Annotated in this window: 13 protein-coding genes and 1 pseudogene; 3 read left to right on the top strand and 11 right to left on the bottom strand. The window is 41.8% G+C overall.

Annotation, left to right across the window (positions count from 1 at the left end; all coding sequences use genetic code 11):
- Positions 1-84: 84 nt before the first annotated feature.
- From gyrA to E0H77_RS01490, 4 genes are all read right to left on the bottom strand, one after another.
- The gene (gyrA, locus tag E0H77_RS01475) at positions 85-2,781 is read right to left on the bottom strand and encodes a DNA gyrase subunit A (protein WP_131374438.1); all 2,697 of its coding nucleotides are present in this window, start codon (positions 2,779-2,781) and stop codon (positions 85-87) included.
- A gap of 392 nt (positions 2,782-3,173) precedes the next feature.
- Positions 3,174-4,106, bottom strand: coding sequence for an FAD-binding protein (locus E0H77_RS01480; RefSeq protein WP_131374440.1), 933 nt, complete (start codon positions 4,104-4,106; stop codon positions 3,174-3,176).
- Positions 4,107-4,123: 17 nt separating this feature from the next.
- The gene (locus E0H77_RS01485) at positions 4,124-4,873 is read right to left on the bottom strand and encodes an electron transfer flavoprotein subunit beta/FixA family protein (RefSeq protein WP_004903756.1); all 750 of its coding nucleotides are present in this window, start codon (positions 4,871-4,873) and stop codon (positions 4,124-4,126) included.
- Positions 4,874-5,279: 406 nt separating this feature from the next.
- Positions 5,280-5,885 carry a LysE family translocator gene (locus E0H77_RS01490; RefSeq protein WP_131374442.1) on the bottom strand — a complete coding sequence of 202 codons (606 nt, stop codon included), beginning with the start codon at positions 5,883-5,885 and terminating at the stop codon, positions 5,280-5,282.
- 114 nt (positions 5,886-5,999) lie between these two features.
- Here E0H77_RS01490 and E0H77_RS01495 point away from each other — a divergent pair.
- Positions 6,000-6,495, top strand: a pseudogene (locus tag E0H77_RS01495) (Lrp/AsnC family transcriptional regulator).
- Between the two features lie 3 nt (positions 6,496-6,498).
- On the opposite strand, the gene xerC reads toward E0H77_RS01495, so the two are convergent.
- The 7 genes from xerC to E0H77_RS01530 form a co-directional block, all read right to left on the bottom strand.
- Positions 6,499-7,410 (bottom strand): tyrosine recombinase XerC, encoded by a 912-nt coding sequence (gene xerC, locus E0H77_RS01500; protein WP_131374444.1) that lies wholly within the window; start codon positions 7,408-7,410, stop codon positions 6,499-6,501.
- 16 nt (positions 7,411-7,426) lie between these two features.
- Positions 7,427-8,248 (bottom strand): enhanced serine sensitivity protein SseB C-terminal domain-containing protein, encoded by an 822-nt coding sequence (locus E0H77_RS01505; RefSeq protein WP_131374446.1) that lies wholly within the window; start codon positions 8,246-8,248, stop codon positions 7,427-7,429.
- A 248-nt stretch (positions 8,249-8,496) separates the two neighbouring features.
- Entirely contained in the window at positions 8,497-9,342 is an 846-nt protein-coding gene (gene dapF / locus E0H77_RS01510; RefSeq protein WP_131374448.1) for a diaminopimelate epimerase, read from the bottom strand.
- 6 nt (positions 9,343-9,348) lie between these two features.
- A complete protein-coding gene (lysA, locus tag E0H77_RS01515) occupies positions 9,349-10,599 on the bottom strand; it encodes a diaminopimelate decarboxylase (protein ID WP_131374450.1) in 1,251 nt (416 codons plus the stop codon).
- A gap of 15 nt (positions 10,600-10,614) precedes the next feature.
- The gene (gene lptM, locus E0H77_RS01520) at positions 10,615-10,821 is read right to left on the bottom strand and encodes an LPS translocon maturation chaperone LptM (protein ID WP_131374452.1); all 207 of its coding nucleotides are present in this window, start codon (positions 10,819-10,821) and stop codon (positions 10,615-10,617) included.
- A 103-nt stretch (positions 10,822-10,924) separates the two neighbouring features.
- Positions 10,925-12,322 (bottom strand): amino acid permease, encoded by a 1,398-nt coding sequence (locus E0H77_RS01525; RefSeq protein ID WP_131374454.1) that lies wholly within the window; start codon positions 12,320-12,322, stop codon positions 10,925-10,927.
- Between the two features lie 322 nt (positions 12,323-12,644).
- Positions 12,645-14,057 (bottom strand): amino acid permease, encoded by a 1,413-nt coding sequence (locus E0H77_RS01530; protein WP_131374455.1) that lies wholly within the window; start codon positions 14,055-14,057, stop codon positions 12,645-12,647.
- A 225-nt stretch (positions 14,058-14,282) separates the two neighbouring features.
- Here E0H77_RS01530 and radA point away from each other — a divergent pair, with 225 nt between their 5' ends.
- Positions 14,283-15,668 carry a DNA repair protein RadA gene (radA, locus tag E0H77_RS01535; RefSeq protein ID WP_131374457.1) on the top strand — a complete coding sequence of 462 codons (1,386 nt, stop codon included), beginning with the start codon at positions 14,283-14,285 and terminating at the stop codon, positions 15,666-15,668.
- A gap of 170 nt (positions 15,669-15,838) precedes the next feature.
- Positions 15,839-16,792 carry a Tim44 domain-containing protein gene (locus E0H77_RS01540; RefSeq protein ID WP_131374459.1) on the top strand — a complete coding sequence of 318 codons (954 nt, stop codon included), beginning with the start codon at positions 15,839-15,841 and terminating at the stop codon, positions 16,790-16,792.
- Positions 16,793-16,801 lie beyond the last annotated feature (9 nt).

The following is a 16,801-nucleotide window of genomic DNA, read 5'->3' on the forward strand; positions in this document are numbered from 1 at the left end:
CCTAGGCTTCCTCTTTTTATTTTGATCTGTATGTTTCATTCTGAAATAAGTGTCAACCTATTTCAGAACGGGACAGATCTGAATTTATTCTTCTGTGCTATCTACTTCTTCAGTTTCAACAGATTCATTCACTTCGCTGATGTCGAGTTCAATTTCTTCTTCAACTGCATCAATAGCTTCAACACCAACAAGTGTTTCATTTTCACCTAAACGAATCAAACGAACACCTTGTGCATTTCGTCCTGTGGTTGCCACTTCAGAAGCACGGGTACGCACTAAAGTACCACCATCAGAAATCAACATGAGCTCTTTGGTTTCATCAATTGCAACTACACCAACCAACTCACCATTACGCTCGGAAGTTTTAATGGCAATGACACCTTTACCACCACGTTTTTTGGTTGGGAAGTCATCGACTGGTGTACGCTTACCATAACCGTTTGCACTCGCACACAGCACTTCGCCTGTTTCAGGGACAACGACTAACGATACAATACGGCTGATAACATTCAAATCCGCACTGTCTTCAACATCATCCGTATCATCATTTTCGGTTTCAGTTTCATCCACCTCAAGTACAGTTGCCGCAAGAGCGACACGCATACCACGCACACCTTTTGCAGTACGTCCCATTGCTCGCACATCAGTTTCAGCAAAACGAATAGCTTTACCTTCATTTGAGAACAGCATAATTTGCTGATTACCATCAGTAATCGCAACACCAATTAAGGTATCTTCTTCATTGAGCTCAATGGCACGCAAACCATTGGCACGAATGTTTGCAAATTGTGCCAATTCCACACGTTTTACTGTACCTGACGCTGTTGCCATAAACACGTAGTGATTTTCTGGGAACTCGGTCAACGGTAGAATCGCGGTAATCGTCTCATTGGCGTCAAGTGGCAACAAGTTAACCATTGGACGACCTTTCGCCCCACGCGAAGCTTGTGGAACTTCAAATACTCTCAGACGATAAACTTTGCCAACATTGGTAAAGCACAACACAGTCGCATGGTTAGACGCTACAATCAGATGCTGAATATAATCATCTTCTTTCATGCTGGTTGCAGATTTACCACGACCACCACGACGTTGAGCCGCATAGTCAGAGAGTGGCTGAGTTTTTGCATAACCCGTTTTCGAAACAGTCAGTACGACTTGCTCTTCTGGAATAAGATCTTCACGGCAGAAATCAACGCGAGATTCCACAATTTCGGTACGACGACCATCACCATATTGTTGCAAAATCAGTGCTAATTCTTCACGAATAACATTCATCAACAAGTTAAAATCATTCAAAATAGCTGTAAATTCAGCAATCTGAGATAAAATCTCACTGTATTCTGCATGAAGTTTATCTTGTTCCAGACCTGTTAAACGATGCAAGCGCAACTCTAAAATTGCGTTGACTTGAGTCGGTGACAAACGATAACGTTGATCAATCAAACCAAATGGACGATTTAGATCTTCACCCTCAATTTCATCTGGACGAACTGAAATAGCACCTGCTTTTTCTAGCAAGCTCACTACACCACCCGCAGCCCACTCACCTGCTTGTAAACGTTCACGTGCTTCTGCTGGGTTGGCTGAAGTTTTAATGGCTTCAATGATGGCATCGATATTCGCCAATGCAACCGTCAAGCCTTCTAAGATGTGCCCACGTTCACGTGCTTTACGCAATTCGAACATGGTACGACGTGTCACTACTTCCTGACGGTGGCGAATAAACGCAGCAATGATATCTTTCAGATTCATTAACTTTGGTTGACCATTGTCGAGACAAACCATGTTAATGCTGAACGAGTTTTCAAGCTGTGTATTCAAGAACAGATTATTGACCACAACTTCAGCGTTTTCACCACGCTTTAAATCTATGGCAATACGCATACCGTCTTTATCAGACTCATCGCGCAGCTCTGAAATACCTTCAAGTTTCTTTTCTTTGACCAGTTCAGCAATACGCTCAATGACTCTCGCTTTGTTGACCTGATACGGAATTTCAGTAAATACAATCGTGATACGTCCTGTTTTCTCATCTTCTTCAAAATGATACTTACCACGAATATGCAAACGGCCTTTACCTGTACGGTAAGCATCGACAATGCCTGATTTACCGTAAATAATGCCACCTGTCGGGAAATCTGGACCAGAAATATAATCCATCAAACCTTCAATGGATATATTTGGGTTATCGGCATAAGCAAGGCAGGCATGAATCACTTCAGTCATGTTGTGTGGCGCCATATTGGTCGCCATACCTACGGCAATACCCGCAGCACCATTGATCAGTAAATTTGGAACACGTGTTGGTAAAACTTGAGGAATACGCTCAGAACCATCGTAGTTATCTTCCCAATCGACTGTATCTTTCTCAAGATCTGCCAAGAGTTCATGAGCAAGCTTAGTCATACGCACTTCGGTATAACGCATTGCCGCAGCACTATCGCCATCGATGGAACCAAAGTTACCCTGACCATCGACCAACTGATAACGCAGACTAAAGTCTTGCGCCATACGGACGATGGTTTCATATACCGCAGAGTCACCATGTGGGTGATATTTACCGATCACATCACCGACGACACGGGCAGATTTTTTGTAGGCCTTGTTATAATCATTGCCCAACTCATGCATCGCATATAGCACACGACGATGAACAGGTTTCAGACCATCTCTCACATCTGGCAATGCGCGAGAGACAATCACGCTCATCGCATAATCAAGATACGAGTGCTTGAGTTCATCCTCAATGGCAATCGGTCGGATTTCCGATACGCTCATGCATACTCCTTATTATATTGACCATTTATCACCGATAAACAGCCAAAAAACTTGAAAAAAATTCAGAAAAAATTAGTGAAAAATTTATCACTAAAACTGAAAAACATAACGCGATATTTTAGCATATTCACCCACGCTTTGTTGTGTTCAGAGCAAATAGAATCGTATTTCCCTTATAAAATCGTTGCTTTTTTACACATACTTTTTCGCATTTTTTTGATGATGATTTTTTTGTCAAATTCCTCTAATTTGGAATGATTTTTCTGGCTAAAATCGGCATTTTGTTATTCTTGCATTAGTCAACTTCAAGCTCAACATAAGCCCTCTGAACACAAATTTCAGACATAAAAAAAACCCTGCTCGAAGCAGAGTTTTTTTTAAGGATTATCGAATTAAAGCTTAGATACCAGTTCAGGTACAACTTCGTTCAAATCACCCACTAACCAGTAATCTGCAACTGCATTGATTGGCGCTTCTTCATCCTTGTTGATCGCAACGATCACTTTAGACTCTTTCATACCTGCCAAGTGCTGAATCGCACCAGAAATACCAACCGCAATATACAAATCAGGTGCAACGATTTTACCAGTTTGACCGACTTGCATGTCATTTGGAACAAAACCTGCATCAACTGCCGCACGTGATGCACCTTGTGCTGCACCCAGTTTGTCTGCCAATGGATCTAGGACTTTGTGGTAGTTTTCACCTGAACCCACACCACGACCACCAGACACTACAATACGTGCTGCCGAAAGCTCTGGACGTTCAGTTTTCACGATTTCTTCTGAAACGAATTTCGATACGCCTGCATCGTTAGCTTCGCTCACTGCTTCAACAGCTGCTGCGCCGCCTTCTGCTGCAACCGCATCAAAAGCAGTGGTACGTACAGTCGCAACAATGATTGCTTCTTCTGATTGTACAGTGGCAATTGCATTGCCTGCATAAATTGGACGTTTGAAAGTGTTGGCTGCTTCAACTGCAATTACATCACTCACCATGCTCACATCCAGCAAGGCTGCAACACGTGGCAAAATGTTTTTACCTGTCGTGGTTGCTGCTGCCAAAACGTGGCTATAGCCTTTACCCAAATCAGCAATTAATCCAGCAACGTTTTCTGCTAGTTGGTTGGCGTAGACTGCATTGTCAGCAAGTAGAACTTTGCTAACGCCTGCAACTTTTGCTGCTGCATCGGCAACAGCTTGTGCACCTGAACCCGCTACAAGAACAGTGATGTCGCCACCAATTTTTTGCGCTGCTGCAACAACGTTTAAGGTTGCGCCATTTAAAGTTTGGTTGTCGTGCTCAGCGATGACTAAAATACTCATGATGTTATCCCTGCCTTTTAGATCACTTTCGCTTCATTTTTAAGTTTATCAACAAGCTCATCTACAGATTTCACTTGTACGCCCGCTTGACGTTCTGCTGGTGCTTCAACTTTTAAAGTTTTCAGCTTGCTACCTGTAGCTACGCCATAGTCCGCAGGAGATTTTGTATCCAACGGTTTTTTACGAGCTTTCATAATGTTCGGTAAAGCTGCGTAACGTGGTTCATTCAAACGTAAGTCAGTGGTAATGATTGCAGGCAAGTTCAGTTCAATTGTTTGTAAACCACCGTCAATTTCACGGGTAACTTGAACTTTTTCACCTTCAACTTTCACTTCAGATGCAAATGTAGCCTGACCTACACCCAAAAGTGCTGCCAACATTTGACCAACTTGGTTAGAGTCATCATCAATAGCTTGTTTACCCAAAAGAATTAATTGTGGTTGTTCTTGTGCCACAACGCCTTTCAGGATTTTCGCAACTTCTAAAGCACCTAACTCATCGGCTGTTTCAACCAAAATGCCACGGTCAGCACCAAGTGCCATAGAAGAACGAATTTGTTCCTGAGCTTCTTTTGCACCTACTGAAACCACCACGATTTCAGAAACAATGCCTTTTTCTTTTAAGCGAACCGCTTCTTCCACTGCGATTTCACAAAATGGGTTAATTGACATTTTTACGTTGGTTAAATCAACACCACTATTGTCCGGCTTTACGCGAACTTTAACGTTAGCATCGACCACACGTTTGACAGCAACAAGAGCCTTCATGTATTCCTCGGCTGTAGTATCCAATGATCTAGAAGAAAAGTGCGATACTTTTCAAAAATTCGTTTCGTTGCCTATCTTGCAATGCGTTTGGCATTTCGGTCAAGTCACAATTTCTTGACAAATACTGAAATTGCACTAAAAACGTGAATTGACCAGTTCAAAGAAAAGCGTTACGTGGCATATTCTACCTGAGTTTTTGTTAGTTTTTAAGATAAAAAACAATGATTTAAAAAATTAAACTTGCAGGTCATTTTTATAAAAATCATCAATTTTACTCATGATCAACATCAGAAATACCTACATCTATTGATAATAGAGACTGTAAGCAAATCCTGTGATCACGTCATAAATACAATATGCACACGCATAAAAAAGCCAGCAAAAAGCTGGCATGGAAAAATCAAAATTAATGTGCGATGAGCCACGTTGCTGCCAACATAATCATGCTCGCTGAGCAAGCATCGATCCATTTTTGTTTACGCTGATCAAAACCTGCTTTTTCTGTCACTTTGACCACAATAAATGACAGCACTAAATATACGATAATACATGAACTTATAAAAATTAAAGACAAGAGTAAGCCTTCAACCACAGGATTGCCTTTGCTATGCATAAATTGCGGCAAGATTGCAAAATAAATCAGCATGACTTTTGGATTGAGTAGTGAAGTGACAAAACCTTTGCGAATGGGGTTATGGGTATGTGCCGCAGATAACCGAATACCTTTACTCTGAAATGCTGAACGAAATAACTGAATTGAGAGGTACACCAAATATGCAACCCCAAAAAATCGAATCGCATTAAATAGCATCGGATAGGACACTATAATCGCAGAAATTCCCAGTGCAACCAGTACCGAATGTACCAAATAGCCAGAACACACGCCAAAAGTTGCCATCATGCCTGACTTAAAATCTTTACCCATCGCCTGTGAAAGCACAAATAACATATCGGGCCCTGGCGTTAATACCAGCGAAATGATGGTGAGTGTAAATAATGTAAAGTCAGACATCGCTTTTGCCTTTAAAACAACAAAATAAAGTCTCTATATTGTCCAAAAAAACCAATCAAATAGGGTTGCAAATATTCTATAATCAAAACAATTTTTCAAATTTAATTCTAATTTATGAAACAAATTAATAATTCTATATCAATAAAACTCGATCGTATCGACAAAAATATTATTCTACATTTGCAACAGAATGGGCGTATTCAAAATAATGATCTTGCAAAACAAGTAGGATTGTCCCCTTCATCGTGTTTACGGCGAGTAAAACTACTTGAGGAAGCTGGCGTGATTCGAGGTTATACCACGCTCGTTGATCCACAAAAGGTGGGGCTTTCTTTAATTTTATTTTCTCGGATTTGGCTGATTGGACAGGATGCCGAAACCATTGACTGTTTTATTGAAGCCATGAAAGAGTTACCACAGGTCATGGAGTGCTACATCATATTAGGAGAATGTGATGCCATGCTCAAAGTTGTAGTTCCCGACTTGGAAAGTTATCGTAAGTTTCAGTCTAGCCATTTGACCAAAAAAAAATGGGATTACCAGTGTGAAAACTGATTTACCAAGTCAATTTATTAAACAAAGCTATCAATTACCTTTAGATGAGTACTAGACCCTACTTCTGCGCACGGGGATGTGCTTGATCATAAATTTTCGCCAAATGATCAAAATCAATATGGGTATAGATTTGTGTGGTGTTCAAGTTGCTATGCCCGAGCATTTCCTGAATGCTACGCAGGTCACCACTTGCAGAAAGTAAATGACTAGCAAAACAATGTCTAAGCAAATGTGGGTGTAAATCAACACTGACCCCTGCTCGTAATGCTTGGGCTTTGACACGATTTTCAATCTGGCGCGGTGTTAGGCGCGTACCGCGTTGAGAAATAAAAATTGCGCTGCTTGGTTGTAAAGTCTGTCCCATCCAAATTGCTGCCATTTGCAGCCAGCGATGTAAGCTCTGCTTAGCTTTTTGTCCAAAAGGTACAATACGGGTTTTATCACCTTTACCCGTTACACGCACTTGTTGTCGCTCAAAATCAAGATCTTGCAGATTCAAGCTTTGTAATTCTGCCAAGCGCAGGCCACTGGAATAAAGTAGTTCCAACATGGCTTTATCTCTAAGCCAGAGCTGTTGCTCTAAAGGCTTTTCAGGTGCAGGCTGTTCCAAAATTTGTAAAATGGTTTCAATATCCAGCATACCTGGCAGCGCCCGTGGTTGCCGCTTTAAACGGAAATCTTTGGTTGGGTTTTGTGCAATTTGCTGTTGCTGTTCCACCCACTGCATAAACTGGCGAATTGCACTTAAAGCACGCTGTAAACTACTGGTCGCCAGTTGTTGCCGTTCTACTTTTTCTGCCAAGTATTCACGTAGGTCTGCCGAGGCAATATTATTAAGGTCTAATTTCTTGCGCTGGCAAAAATTGAGAAAATCCCGAACATCACGCTCATAAGCTGACAATGTATGCTCGGACTGCTGCTGAATTTTACGAGAATTCAGCCATATATGAAGCAATTCGAACATATCCATGAGATCGGCCTATTTATTAAGAAAAAAATCGAGTTAGCATACCACGGCGTTTTTCAGGTTGTTCACGCTGATAAAATGGTGTGGTTTCTTCACGCATATAACGACTCAGACCATCACTTTTTTGATCATCAATAATCGTCAAATCTACAAGGCTTGGTTGATCTAGACTTTCAAAGGCAACTTGGCCAACCTGCTGAATCAACTGATCCAATTGCAATGGTTGCTGCATATCCAGTTGCAAGCCAATCATTAAAGTCGGTTCAGCATCGCGCTGTGGGTTATGCATCAGTGCCAAATACGCTGTTTGTACCTGAGGTTTGGTTTGCAAGAATTTTTGCAGTTGTGACACCATTTTATAAGGGTATTCTGTCGGCTGTCCGAGTAAAACCTCAGTGTCTTGCTGGACTTCATAACTTTCAACTTGCCCCATATCAATCTGTAAGAGCTGACGAATTTCACTTGGGCTAAATTCTTTACCATAAGGCGACATCGGGTTCAGTACCAGTGTGTCTCCAAGCGTCATTTCAAAAAACTGCTGTGTCGGAAGATATAAATACGAATGTTCTTCTTGAATGGACTGCTGCAAGGTTTCTAGGGACAAGAAAAATGGTAATGCTTCAGTACCATCCGCTTTTTTCCATTTTTGTAAATGCAGTTCATCACCTTGTTGTAGGTGAATTTGCTCGGTTTGCATCGGCTGAGTCGTTCGATCTGTGACACCTAAGCAGTAAATATGCCCAATTAATAATTGTTGTAAGAATTCTGGGCGGTATGCAGGTTCTTTGGCTGCTTTTTCTAATAATTGCTCAAGTTGCTGTTCCTGCGTTTGATTTGGCATAATTTTACTCTAGGCAGTATGATTTTTTTAATATTCATAGTATGAAAAACTTCCACTACATAATCAAGCAGCTTCAAGGTCAAAAGATCGACTCGATAGCACGAATGATGTTTAAAGCACTTACGCATAAGATGATTGATAAAATTTGAACAAAAAAAATAAAATACGAAATCTGCGACGTTTATAAAAATAAGGTGAAATTTTAAACAACCCCAAACCAGACCATCATCTGGTTTGGGGATAACAATTTAGCTTTGGAAATAACGTAAATCAAAACGTCCGTCATAAACATTGGCTGTTGGGCCTGTCATCCAGACCACTTCACCATCACGCCACGCAATATGTAATGAACCGCCTGCAAGCTGGATTTCGACTTCATTTGCAAGTAAGCCACGGCGCATAGCGCTGACTGCTGCCGCACATGCCCCCGTACCACACGCTAATGTTTCACCGACTCCACGCTCAAACACACGTAAACGCGCATGTTTTTCATCCACAATCTGCATAAAACCAGCATTAACACGCTCAGGGAAACGCACATGTGATTCAATTTGTGGTCCAAGGTTTGCAACATCTGCTGTCAAAACATCAGGCACAATGGTGACTGCATGTGGGTTGCCCATATTCACAACATCAATCAACAGGTTCTGACCATTTGCCAGATCAAGACGATAAAGTTCTTCTTGCTCATCGGCAACAAATGGAATTTCTTGCGGTAAGAATTTTGGATAACCCATATTCACCCGCACCCAACCATTTGGCCCCAATTCAGGCTCAACGATACCTGCCTTGGTCTGTACCTTCATTTTAGTCTTATGTGTCAATTGACGTTCGTGTACAAAGCGTGCAAAACAACGCACACCATTACCACATTGCTCAACCTCAGAACCATCTGCATTGAAAATACGATACTTAAAGTCGACGTTTGGAAAATCAGGTGGCTCAACAATCAAAAGTTGATCAAACCCAATACCAAAATGGCGATGTGCCATACGCTGAATGGTTAAAGCATCTAAATAGGCACGCTGGCGAATCAGATCAATCACCACAAAGTCATTGCCCAAACCATGCATTTTGGTAAATTCTAACAACATCAACTATTACTCCTGAGGCAATAAACGCTCTTTTTCCCATAAAGATTCTATGCTTTCACGTTCACGAATGACATATGCCCGATCACCATCGACCATCACTTCAGCGGCACGACCACGACTATTGTAATTCGAGCTCATGACAAAACCATACGCCCCTGCACCCAACACAGCCAAGGTATCATTTTCCTGTAGAGCCAACTCGCGGTCTTTACCTAAAAAGTCACCCGTTTCACAAATTGCACCAACGACATCCCATACTTTAACTTCTGTGTCTTGATGTGGTGTTACAGACTGGATATCCATCCACGCTTCATACAACGACGGACGAATCAGGTCGTTCATAGCAGCATCGACAATTGCAAAGTTGCGATGATTGGTTGGTTTCAACAAATCAACTTTGGTCAGTAGTACGCCAGCATTGGCACTAATGCTTCGACCTGGTTCCATATAGACTTTTAAGCCCAATTTTTCTAAAGCAGGGCGCAATGCATTGGCATATTCAACAACGCTTGGCGGCACTTCATCTTTATAAGTGACACCCAGACCACCACCGATATCGACATGCTTTAACTGAATACCCAGCGTTTTAAGCTGTTCGATCATCAGCATAACGCGATCCAGCGCATCGACAAACGGCTGAGTTTCTGTCAGCTGTGAACCAATATGACAGTCAATGCCAACAACATCTAAATGTTCCAGACTGTGCGCATATTGATACGTTTCGAACACGCTATCACTTGGAATACCAAATTTGTTTTCTTTTAAGCCTGTCGAAATATAAGGATGAGTTTTAGCATCCACATCGGGATTTACACGTAAAGAAATCGGGGCTTTTTTACCTAAACGTGCTGCCACTTTTTCAATACGATCTAGCTCAGCATGTGATTCCACATTGAAACATGCAATTCCAACATTCAAGGCTTTTTCAATATCTGCTTCAGATTTACCTAAACCTGAAAATACCACTTTACTTGGATCACCACCTGCCGCCAAAACACGTGCAAGTTCACCACCTGTGACAATATCAAATCCCGCACCCAATTTTGCCAAGACATTTAACACAGCTAAATTTGAGTTTGACTTCACCGCAAAGCAGATTTGATGATCAATAAAGCTAAATGCCTGATCCATATCTAAATAATGCTTTTCAAAGCTGGCTTTTGAATACACATAAAGCGGCGTAGAAAATTGCTGTGCAAGCTGTTCCAAAGAACATTGTTCAGCATGCAAAACCCCTTGAATGCGGGTAAAACTCATGATAAATCCTTAAAATTACTGAACTTTAGAAGATGGTGTAGGTGCCGAGGTATTGACTTCAGATGCAGCATCTGGCTGTTCATGATGATGGTAAAGCAGATACTTTGGACGAGTATCCAAATTTGGATCGTTTGGTAACTGTAAATCTCCAGCCTGCCCACAACCCACCAAGCTTAGACCTGTCGCCAGCAAGCTAATCACAGCAATCATTTGACGCATCATAGACATCACCTGTATGTAAACTGAAAAGCAGTATACCTTGAACCCTGTTCTGACCAAAGTATTTCTAAAATAAAAAACGCCAGTTTTAAACTGGCGTTTTGCTTTAGTCTTTAGTGATTTTTTTGGGCCTAAAAAAGAAATACCCGATCAGCAAAATCAAGAACCAAATTGGGCTCACCTTTAGAGCTTTTAAAGTATCTGGCTCCAAAGACAAGACATAAATCATACAGATGAAGAAAATGATCACCACCCAACACGTTACCAAACCACCAGGCAATTTAAACTTGGACTGTTGGTGTAACTCTGGACGCGTTTTATAGTAGTTGATGTAACTCCAAATAATAATCAGCCACACACAAATAAACAGTATCGTTGACAGGGTGGTTGCGAGCGTAAAGGCTTCAATCGTATTGGGTACAAAATACTGAAGTGCCGCGCCACCAAGTAAACAAAATGCCGAGAAATATAAAGCATTGGCAGGCACTAAACGCGGACTTAATTTACCAAACAGTTTTGGCCCTTGCCCTTCACGCGACAAACCAAAAAGCATACGGCTGGTCGAAAACACACCACTGTTCATAGAAGACATGACTGAAGACAGCACCACCAAATTCATAATAATAGCTGCCGCCGCAATACCCGCATGACTAAACAAATTTACGAATGGACTGACAGTTGGATTAATCTTGTCCCACGGCGTGACTGACATCACAATCACCAATGCAAAAACATAGAAAATAATAATCCGCACAGGAATCGAGTTGACCGCTTTAGGCAAGTTACGTTCTGGATCGCGGGTTTCTGCTGCGGTTGTACCAACCAACTCCACACCGACAAAAGCAAAAATGGCAATCTGAAAGCCTGCTAAAAAGCCCGTCGAACCTGTTGGAAAGAAACCACCATTTGCCCACAAATGAGTAAATGAAGCAACCTCACCTGTAGGTGAAGTAAATCCTGTAAAGATCATCCATAAACCAACAGCGATGAGTACAACAATCGCAATAATCTTGACCAAAGCAAACCAGAATTCCATCTCACCAAACAGTTTCACGGTGACCAGATTCAAACCCATAATAAAGAAAATCGAGGCGACACAAATCAGAGCACTGTCTCCAGGGCTAAATGGATGTCCACCATTAAAAAATTGCAAATAGTTAATAATCGCAGATAGGTCAGCAATCCCGATGGTGATCCAGCACAACCAGTATGTCCACCCCACAAAATAGCCTGCCCAAGGACCAATTAAGTCCGTAGAAAAGTCTATAAATGACTTATAATTTAAATTGGAGAGCAAGAGTTCACCCAAGGCTCGCATGACAAAAAACACCATCAAACCAATAATCATATAAATAAATACAATCGATGGCCCCGCCAAACTGATGGTTTTACCTGAACCCATAAACAAACCTGTTCCAATTGCACCGCCAATTGCGATCAACTGCAAATGGCGGTTGGACAGGCTTTTACTTAGCTCATTGTGTTCGACTGACTGTTGTTTCATGTCATATTACCTTTCATTTGTGTTCACTCCCCCTTTGATGCAATACAGTCAAAAAGACAATAGCCCCTTATAAGACTCTATTGCAGGAATCTGTCATAAGATGATTTTGATTTTTCTAAAAAAGAACCAAGTTAGAGCAACTTTATAAATATGTATGTAATAAAAAGACTTACAAATTAAAATCGCACTGTATTATAACAAAGCAAGACCCCATTTTTGATCATATTGAACCAAAGTAGTGCGAATAAGGTTTTGTAATTTATATTTCTTATAAAAACTTAAACTCCCCAAGATGGAGAGTTTAAGTTCACTTCATGACGAGTTAAGCTTTCTTTTTCTTAAACATATAGCCAATAGCTAAAATCAGCAACCACAATGGGCTGATCAATAGTGACTGGCGAGTATCTGGTTCAAGTACCAAAATACCAATGGTGAAAATAAAGAATGCAATCACAACATACGACATCAATACACCGCCAGGCATCTTAAATATCGATTTTTCATGCAGCTCAGGGCGTAATTTGCGGTAACGAATATAGTTCACCATAATCAGGATCCATACCGATACGAACAGAATTACAGACAAAGTTGTTGCCAAAGTAAATGCGGTAATGGTGTCTGGTACAAAGAACTGAAGTACTGCACCACCCATAATACATGCGCAAGAGAACATCAAACCATTTGCAGGTACAGCGCTTTTTGACAATTTACCCAATTTTTTCGGTGCCTGACCATCTTTTGCCAAACCGTACAACATACGGCTGGTTGAGAAGATCCCGCTGTTCATTGATGACATAACCGATGACAAGACCACCAAGTTCATGATCACCGCAGCAGTTGGAATACCTGCCATCAGGAACAATTCAACAAATGGGCTCTTGTTTGGAATCACATGATTCCAAGGAATCACAGACATCACGACAGTCAATGACAATACGTAGAATAAAATCACACGTACAGGAATTGCATTGACTGCTTTTGGCAAGTTGATGTGCGGATCTTTGGTTTCAGCAGCCGAAGTTCCGACAAGTTCCACCCCAACAAATGCGAAAATCGCAATCTGGAAGCCTGCCAAGAAACCTTCAACCCCTTTCGGGAAAATACCCCCATGCGACCAAATGTTGCTTAAAGCTGCCACATCACCATTTGATGAATGATAGCCTGTAAACACCATAAATGCGCCCGCACAGATTAAAGCAATAATTGCTACAATCTTAATGATTGCGAACCAGAATTCAGTTTCCCCAAATAAACGTACTGTCAACAGGTTCAGGAACATTAAGAAAAGTACACAACCCGCACTAATTAACGCTTGCCCCGCAGGTGTAAACTGCATATCTGGTGGGAGCCAGAAAGTGAGGTAGTTAATTACAGCAGTCAGGTCAGCCATACCCGTAAGTACCCAGCCAACCCAATACGTCCAACCCACATAAAAACCTGCTTTTGGACCAATCAAGTCATAAGACATGTCCACAAAAGATTTATAGTTCAGGTTAGACAGGAGAAGTTCACCTAATGCACGCATTAGGAAAAAAACCATAATTCCAATAATAAAATAAATTAATAAAATAGATGGGCCTGCCAATGAGATGGTTTTACCCGACCCCATAAACAAGCCAGTGCCAATGGCACCCCCAATAGCGATTAACTGCAAATGACGATTGTGTAAATTACGTTGTAATTCATGAATCGAATCGTCAGGTGCGTTAATATCATTTAGCTCGTTAAAACTCATTGATAATTATCCATAACAGAGTTGCTGCTAACAAATAGCAATTAGCATTCCAATTCTAAAATTAGATGCCTAAAAAAAAGACATACGGCACAGACGTCCCAAAGACAACGCTTATAAAGTATGAGCCATACAAGATCGATTCCATGATCTCTAGTGTTTTTATCAGATGAACATGTTAATGTTAAGCCCATTTTTTAATTTTTTTATATAAAAAAGCACTAAATCATGAGTAAAGTTAAAACGGTCTATCGCTGTGAACAATGCGGAGCAGATCACTCCAAATGGGCGGGACAATGTTCTGAATGTGGTGAATGGAATAGTCTAGTTGAAATTCGTATAGAACCGAGCATTACTCATCGAGCAAAACCGGGATCATTTTCAGGTGGCTATGCAGGACAGTTAGCGCAAATTACCACACTCAACCAAATTTCCATTTCACATGAAACACGACTTGCGACAGGGATTGGTGAATTTGACCGTGTTTTAGGTGGTGGTCTGGTTACAGGTTCAGTGGTTCTAATTGGCGGTGACCCAGGGATTGGTAAATCGACGATTTTATTACAAACTGCCACACATATGGCAAGCCATAAAAATTCAGCGCTGTATGTTACGGGTGAAGAATCGCTTTCTCAGGTGGCATTACGCGCCCAACGCCTCGAACTACCCACCGATCAGCTCAAGGTCATGGCCGAAACCTGTGTCGAACGGATTTGTGAAGTGTTGGCTCAACAGCGCCCTGCTGTCGCCATCCTTGATTCCATTCAAACCCTCTATACCGAAACCCTGCAATCTGCACCTGGTGGTGTCTCACAAATCCGTGAATCGGCAGCTTTACTCACCCGTTTTGCCAAAAATAGTGGTACAGCTTTATTTCTTGTTGGGCATGTCACCAAAGAAGGCGCTTTAGCAGGTCCACGTGTTCTCGAACATATGGTTGACTGTGTGTTGTATTTTGAAGGTCAATCCGACTCGCGTTATCGTATGATTCGTGCGGTAAAAAACCGCTTTGGCGCAGTAAATGAGCTTGGGGTTTTTGGTATGACCGACAAAGGGTTACGTGAAGTTGCCAACCCTTCTGCGATTTTTTTAAGCCGTTATGATGAAGCCATTCCTGGCTCAGTGGTCATGATCAGTCGCGAAGGCACTCGCCCATTACTCGTTGAAGTCCAAGCGCTGGTGGATGATGCTCAAGGACAACCTCGTCGTGTGGCACTCGGTCTAGAACAAAACCGCTTAAACATGTTACTTGCAGTCATGCACCGTCATGGTGGTGTACAAACCACGGGGCAAGATGTTTATGTCAATATTGTCGGTGGTTTAAAAATTACTGAAACAGGCTCAGACCTTGCAGTATTGTTGGCGTGCGCCTCTAGTTTACGTGGCAAAGCCTTCCCACAACAACTTGCAGTTTTTGGTGAAGTTGGATTATCGGGTGAAATTCGCCCCGTTCCCAATGGACAAGAACGACTAAAAGAAGCAGTGAAACATGGTTTTAAATATGTGATTTTACCGCGTGGCAATGCACCACAAAAACCCATCTCAGGTGTACAGGTTATTGCGGTTGCGCGCTTACATGAGGCGCTGAATGAAGCCATGCAACTCAGCGAGTAATTTACCAAAAGGTAAACCATTAAGAGTTTATAGCTATAAATCCCATAAAACATGCTTCCCAAATTACACTTAAACTCAACAGCATAAAAGTTACTCGTTTACTATTGAAATTCGGCTCAAATAGCCGCATAAATGCAATAGAAAATCTGTATTTATTAGGAACACAATCAATGAACACACGCCAACGTGGCTTAGTTGCTGGTATTTTAATGGCAACATTGGTGATTTCACCATTGGCTGAAGCAAAACGTGCAGGTGGTGGTCGTAGCCACGGCATGACACGCTCCGTGACACCAAGTCAGCCACACCAACAACAACCAACTTCCTCTTACCAAGCACCACCAGCTCCAGCACCGCAACCACAAAAATCTGGTTCAAATTTGGGTAAAATGGTCGCAGCCGGTGCAGCCGGTGCAGCCGTTGGTGCATTAGCGACCCACGCTTTAGCCAATAATGACCATAATGGCACTGCAACATCCGCAGCACAGCAAAATGTCCAAGCTGAAAAGAAATCGGGTATTCCAGGCTGGATCTGGCTGATTTTACTCGGAGGAATTGGCTTCTTTATTTACCGTAAAATGAGTGCTAAAAAATCTGCAGCTGCAAATCCGTATGTATCTAATCAAGGTTCTGCACCATTTACAGGGCAGCCAAGCTCAACAAACGACAGCACCAATATTTTTGGTCAAAACGTGAATGGCAACAGCAATAATCAAAACGTTGGTGGAGCATACACCAGCAACGGTGGCCAATTACCGGACGGCACTGAGCCTGCTGCATTCTTGCGTATTGCACGTCAGCGTTTCAACCATATTCAGTCGATGAACAGTTCAAGTAATGTAGAAGAAATTCGCCGTTACTTAACACCTGAACTGTATAACTCCATGTATCAGGATATTATGGCAAACCGTGAACAGGACGTTGCCGAGTTTAATAACCTGAATGCAATGGTGGCAGGTTCTGCGAATGAAAATGGTCAATACATTGTTAGCGTGCGCTTCACAGGTACAGTATCTGAAGACCTCAACAGCTTACCGCAGCCATTCACTGAAGTTTGGCACTTTGTAAAACCTGTAGGTTCACAGCAAGACTGGCTTGTTGCGGGTATTCAAGTCGAAAACTAATTTTCCAAG

It is taken from the genome of Acinetobacter brisouioides, assembly GCF_004331075.1.
Classification (GTDB): Bacteria; Pseudomonadota; Gammaproteobacteria; order Pseudomonadales; family Moraxellaceae; genus Acinetobacter.

Bases quoted from the DNA above. Each gene is read 5' to 3' on its own strand.
- gyrA (WP_131374438.1), bottom strand. From the start codon at position 2,781: ATGAGCGTATCGGAAATCCGACCGATTGCCATTGAGGATGAACTCAAG.
- E0H77_RS01480 (WP_131374440.1), bottom strand. From the start codon at position 4,106: ATGAGTATTTTAGTCATCGCTGAGCACGACAACCAAACTTTAAATGGC.
- E0H77_RS01485 (WP_004903756.1), bottom strand. From the start codon at position 4,873: ATGAAGGCTCTTGTTGCTGTCAAACGTGTGGTCGATGCTAACGTTAAA.
- E0H77_RS01490 (WP_131374442.1), bottom strand. From the start codon at position 5,885: ATGTCTGACTTTACATTATTTACACTCACCATCATTTCGCTGGTATTA.
- xerC (WP_131374444.1), bottom strand. From the start codon at position 7,410: ATGGATATGTTCGAATTGCTTCATATATGGCTGAATTCTCGTAAAATT.
- E0H77_RS01505 (WP_131374446.1), bottom strand. From the start codon at position 8,248: ATGCCAAATCAAACGCAGGAACAGCAACTTGAGCAATTATTAGAAAAA.
- dapF (WP_131374448.1), bottom strand. From the start codon at position 9,342: ATGTTGTTAGAATTTACCAAAATGCATGGTTTGGGCAATGACTTTGTG.
- lysA (WP_131374450.1), bottom strand. From the start codon at position 10,599: ATGAGTTTTACCCGCATTCAAGGGGTTTTGCATGCTGAACAATGTTCT.
- lptM (WP_131374452.1), bottom strand. From the start codon at position 10,821: ATGATGCGTCAAATGATTGCTGTGATTAGCTTGCTGGCGACAGGTCTA.
- E0H77_RS01525 (WP_131374454.1), bottom strand. From the start codon at position 12,322: ATGAAACAACAGTCAGTCGAACACAATGAGCTAAGTAAAAGCCTGTCC.
- E0H77_RS01530 (WP_131374455.1), bottom strand. From the start codon at position 14,057: ATGAGTTTTAACGAGCTAAATGATATTAACGCACCTGACGATTCGATT.
- radA (WP_131374457.1), top strand. From the start codon at position 14,283: ATGAGTAAAGTTAAAACGGTCTATCGCTGTGAACAATGCGGAGCAGAT.
- E0H77_RS01540 (WP_131374459.1), top strand. From the start codon at position 15,839: ATGAACACACGCCAACGTGGCTTAGTTGCTGGTATTTTAATGGCAACA.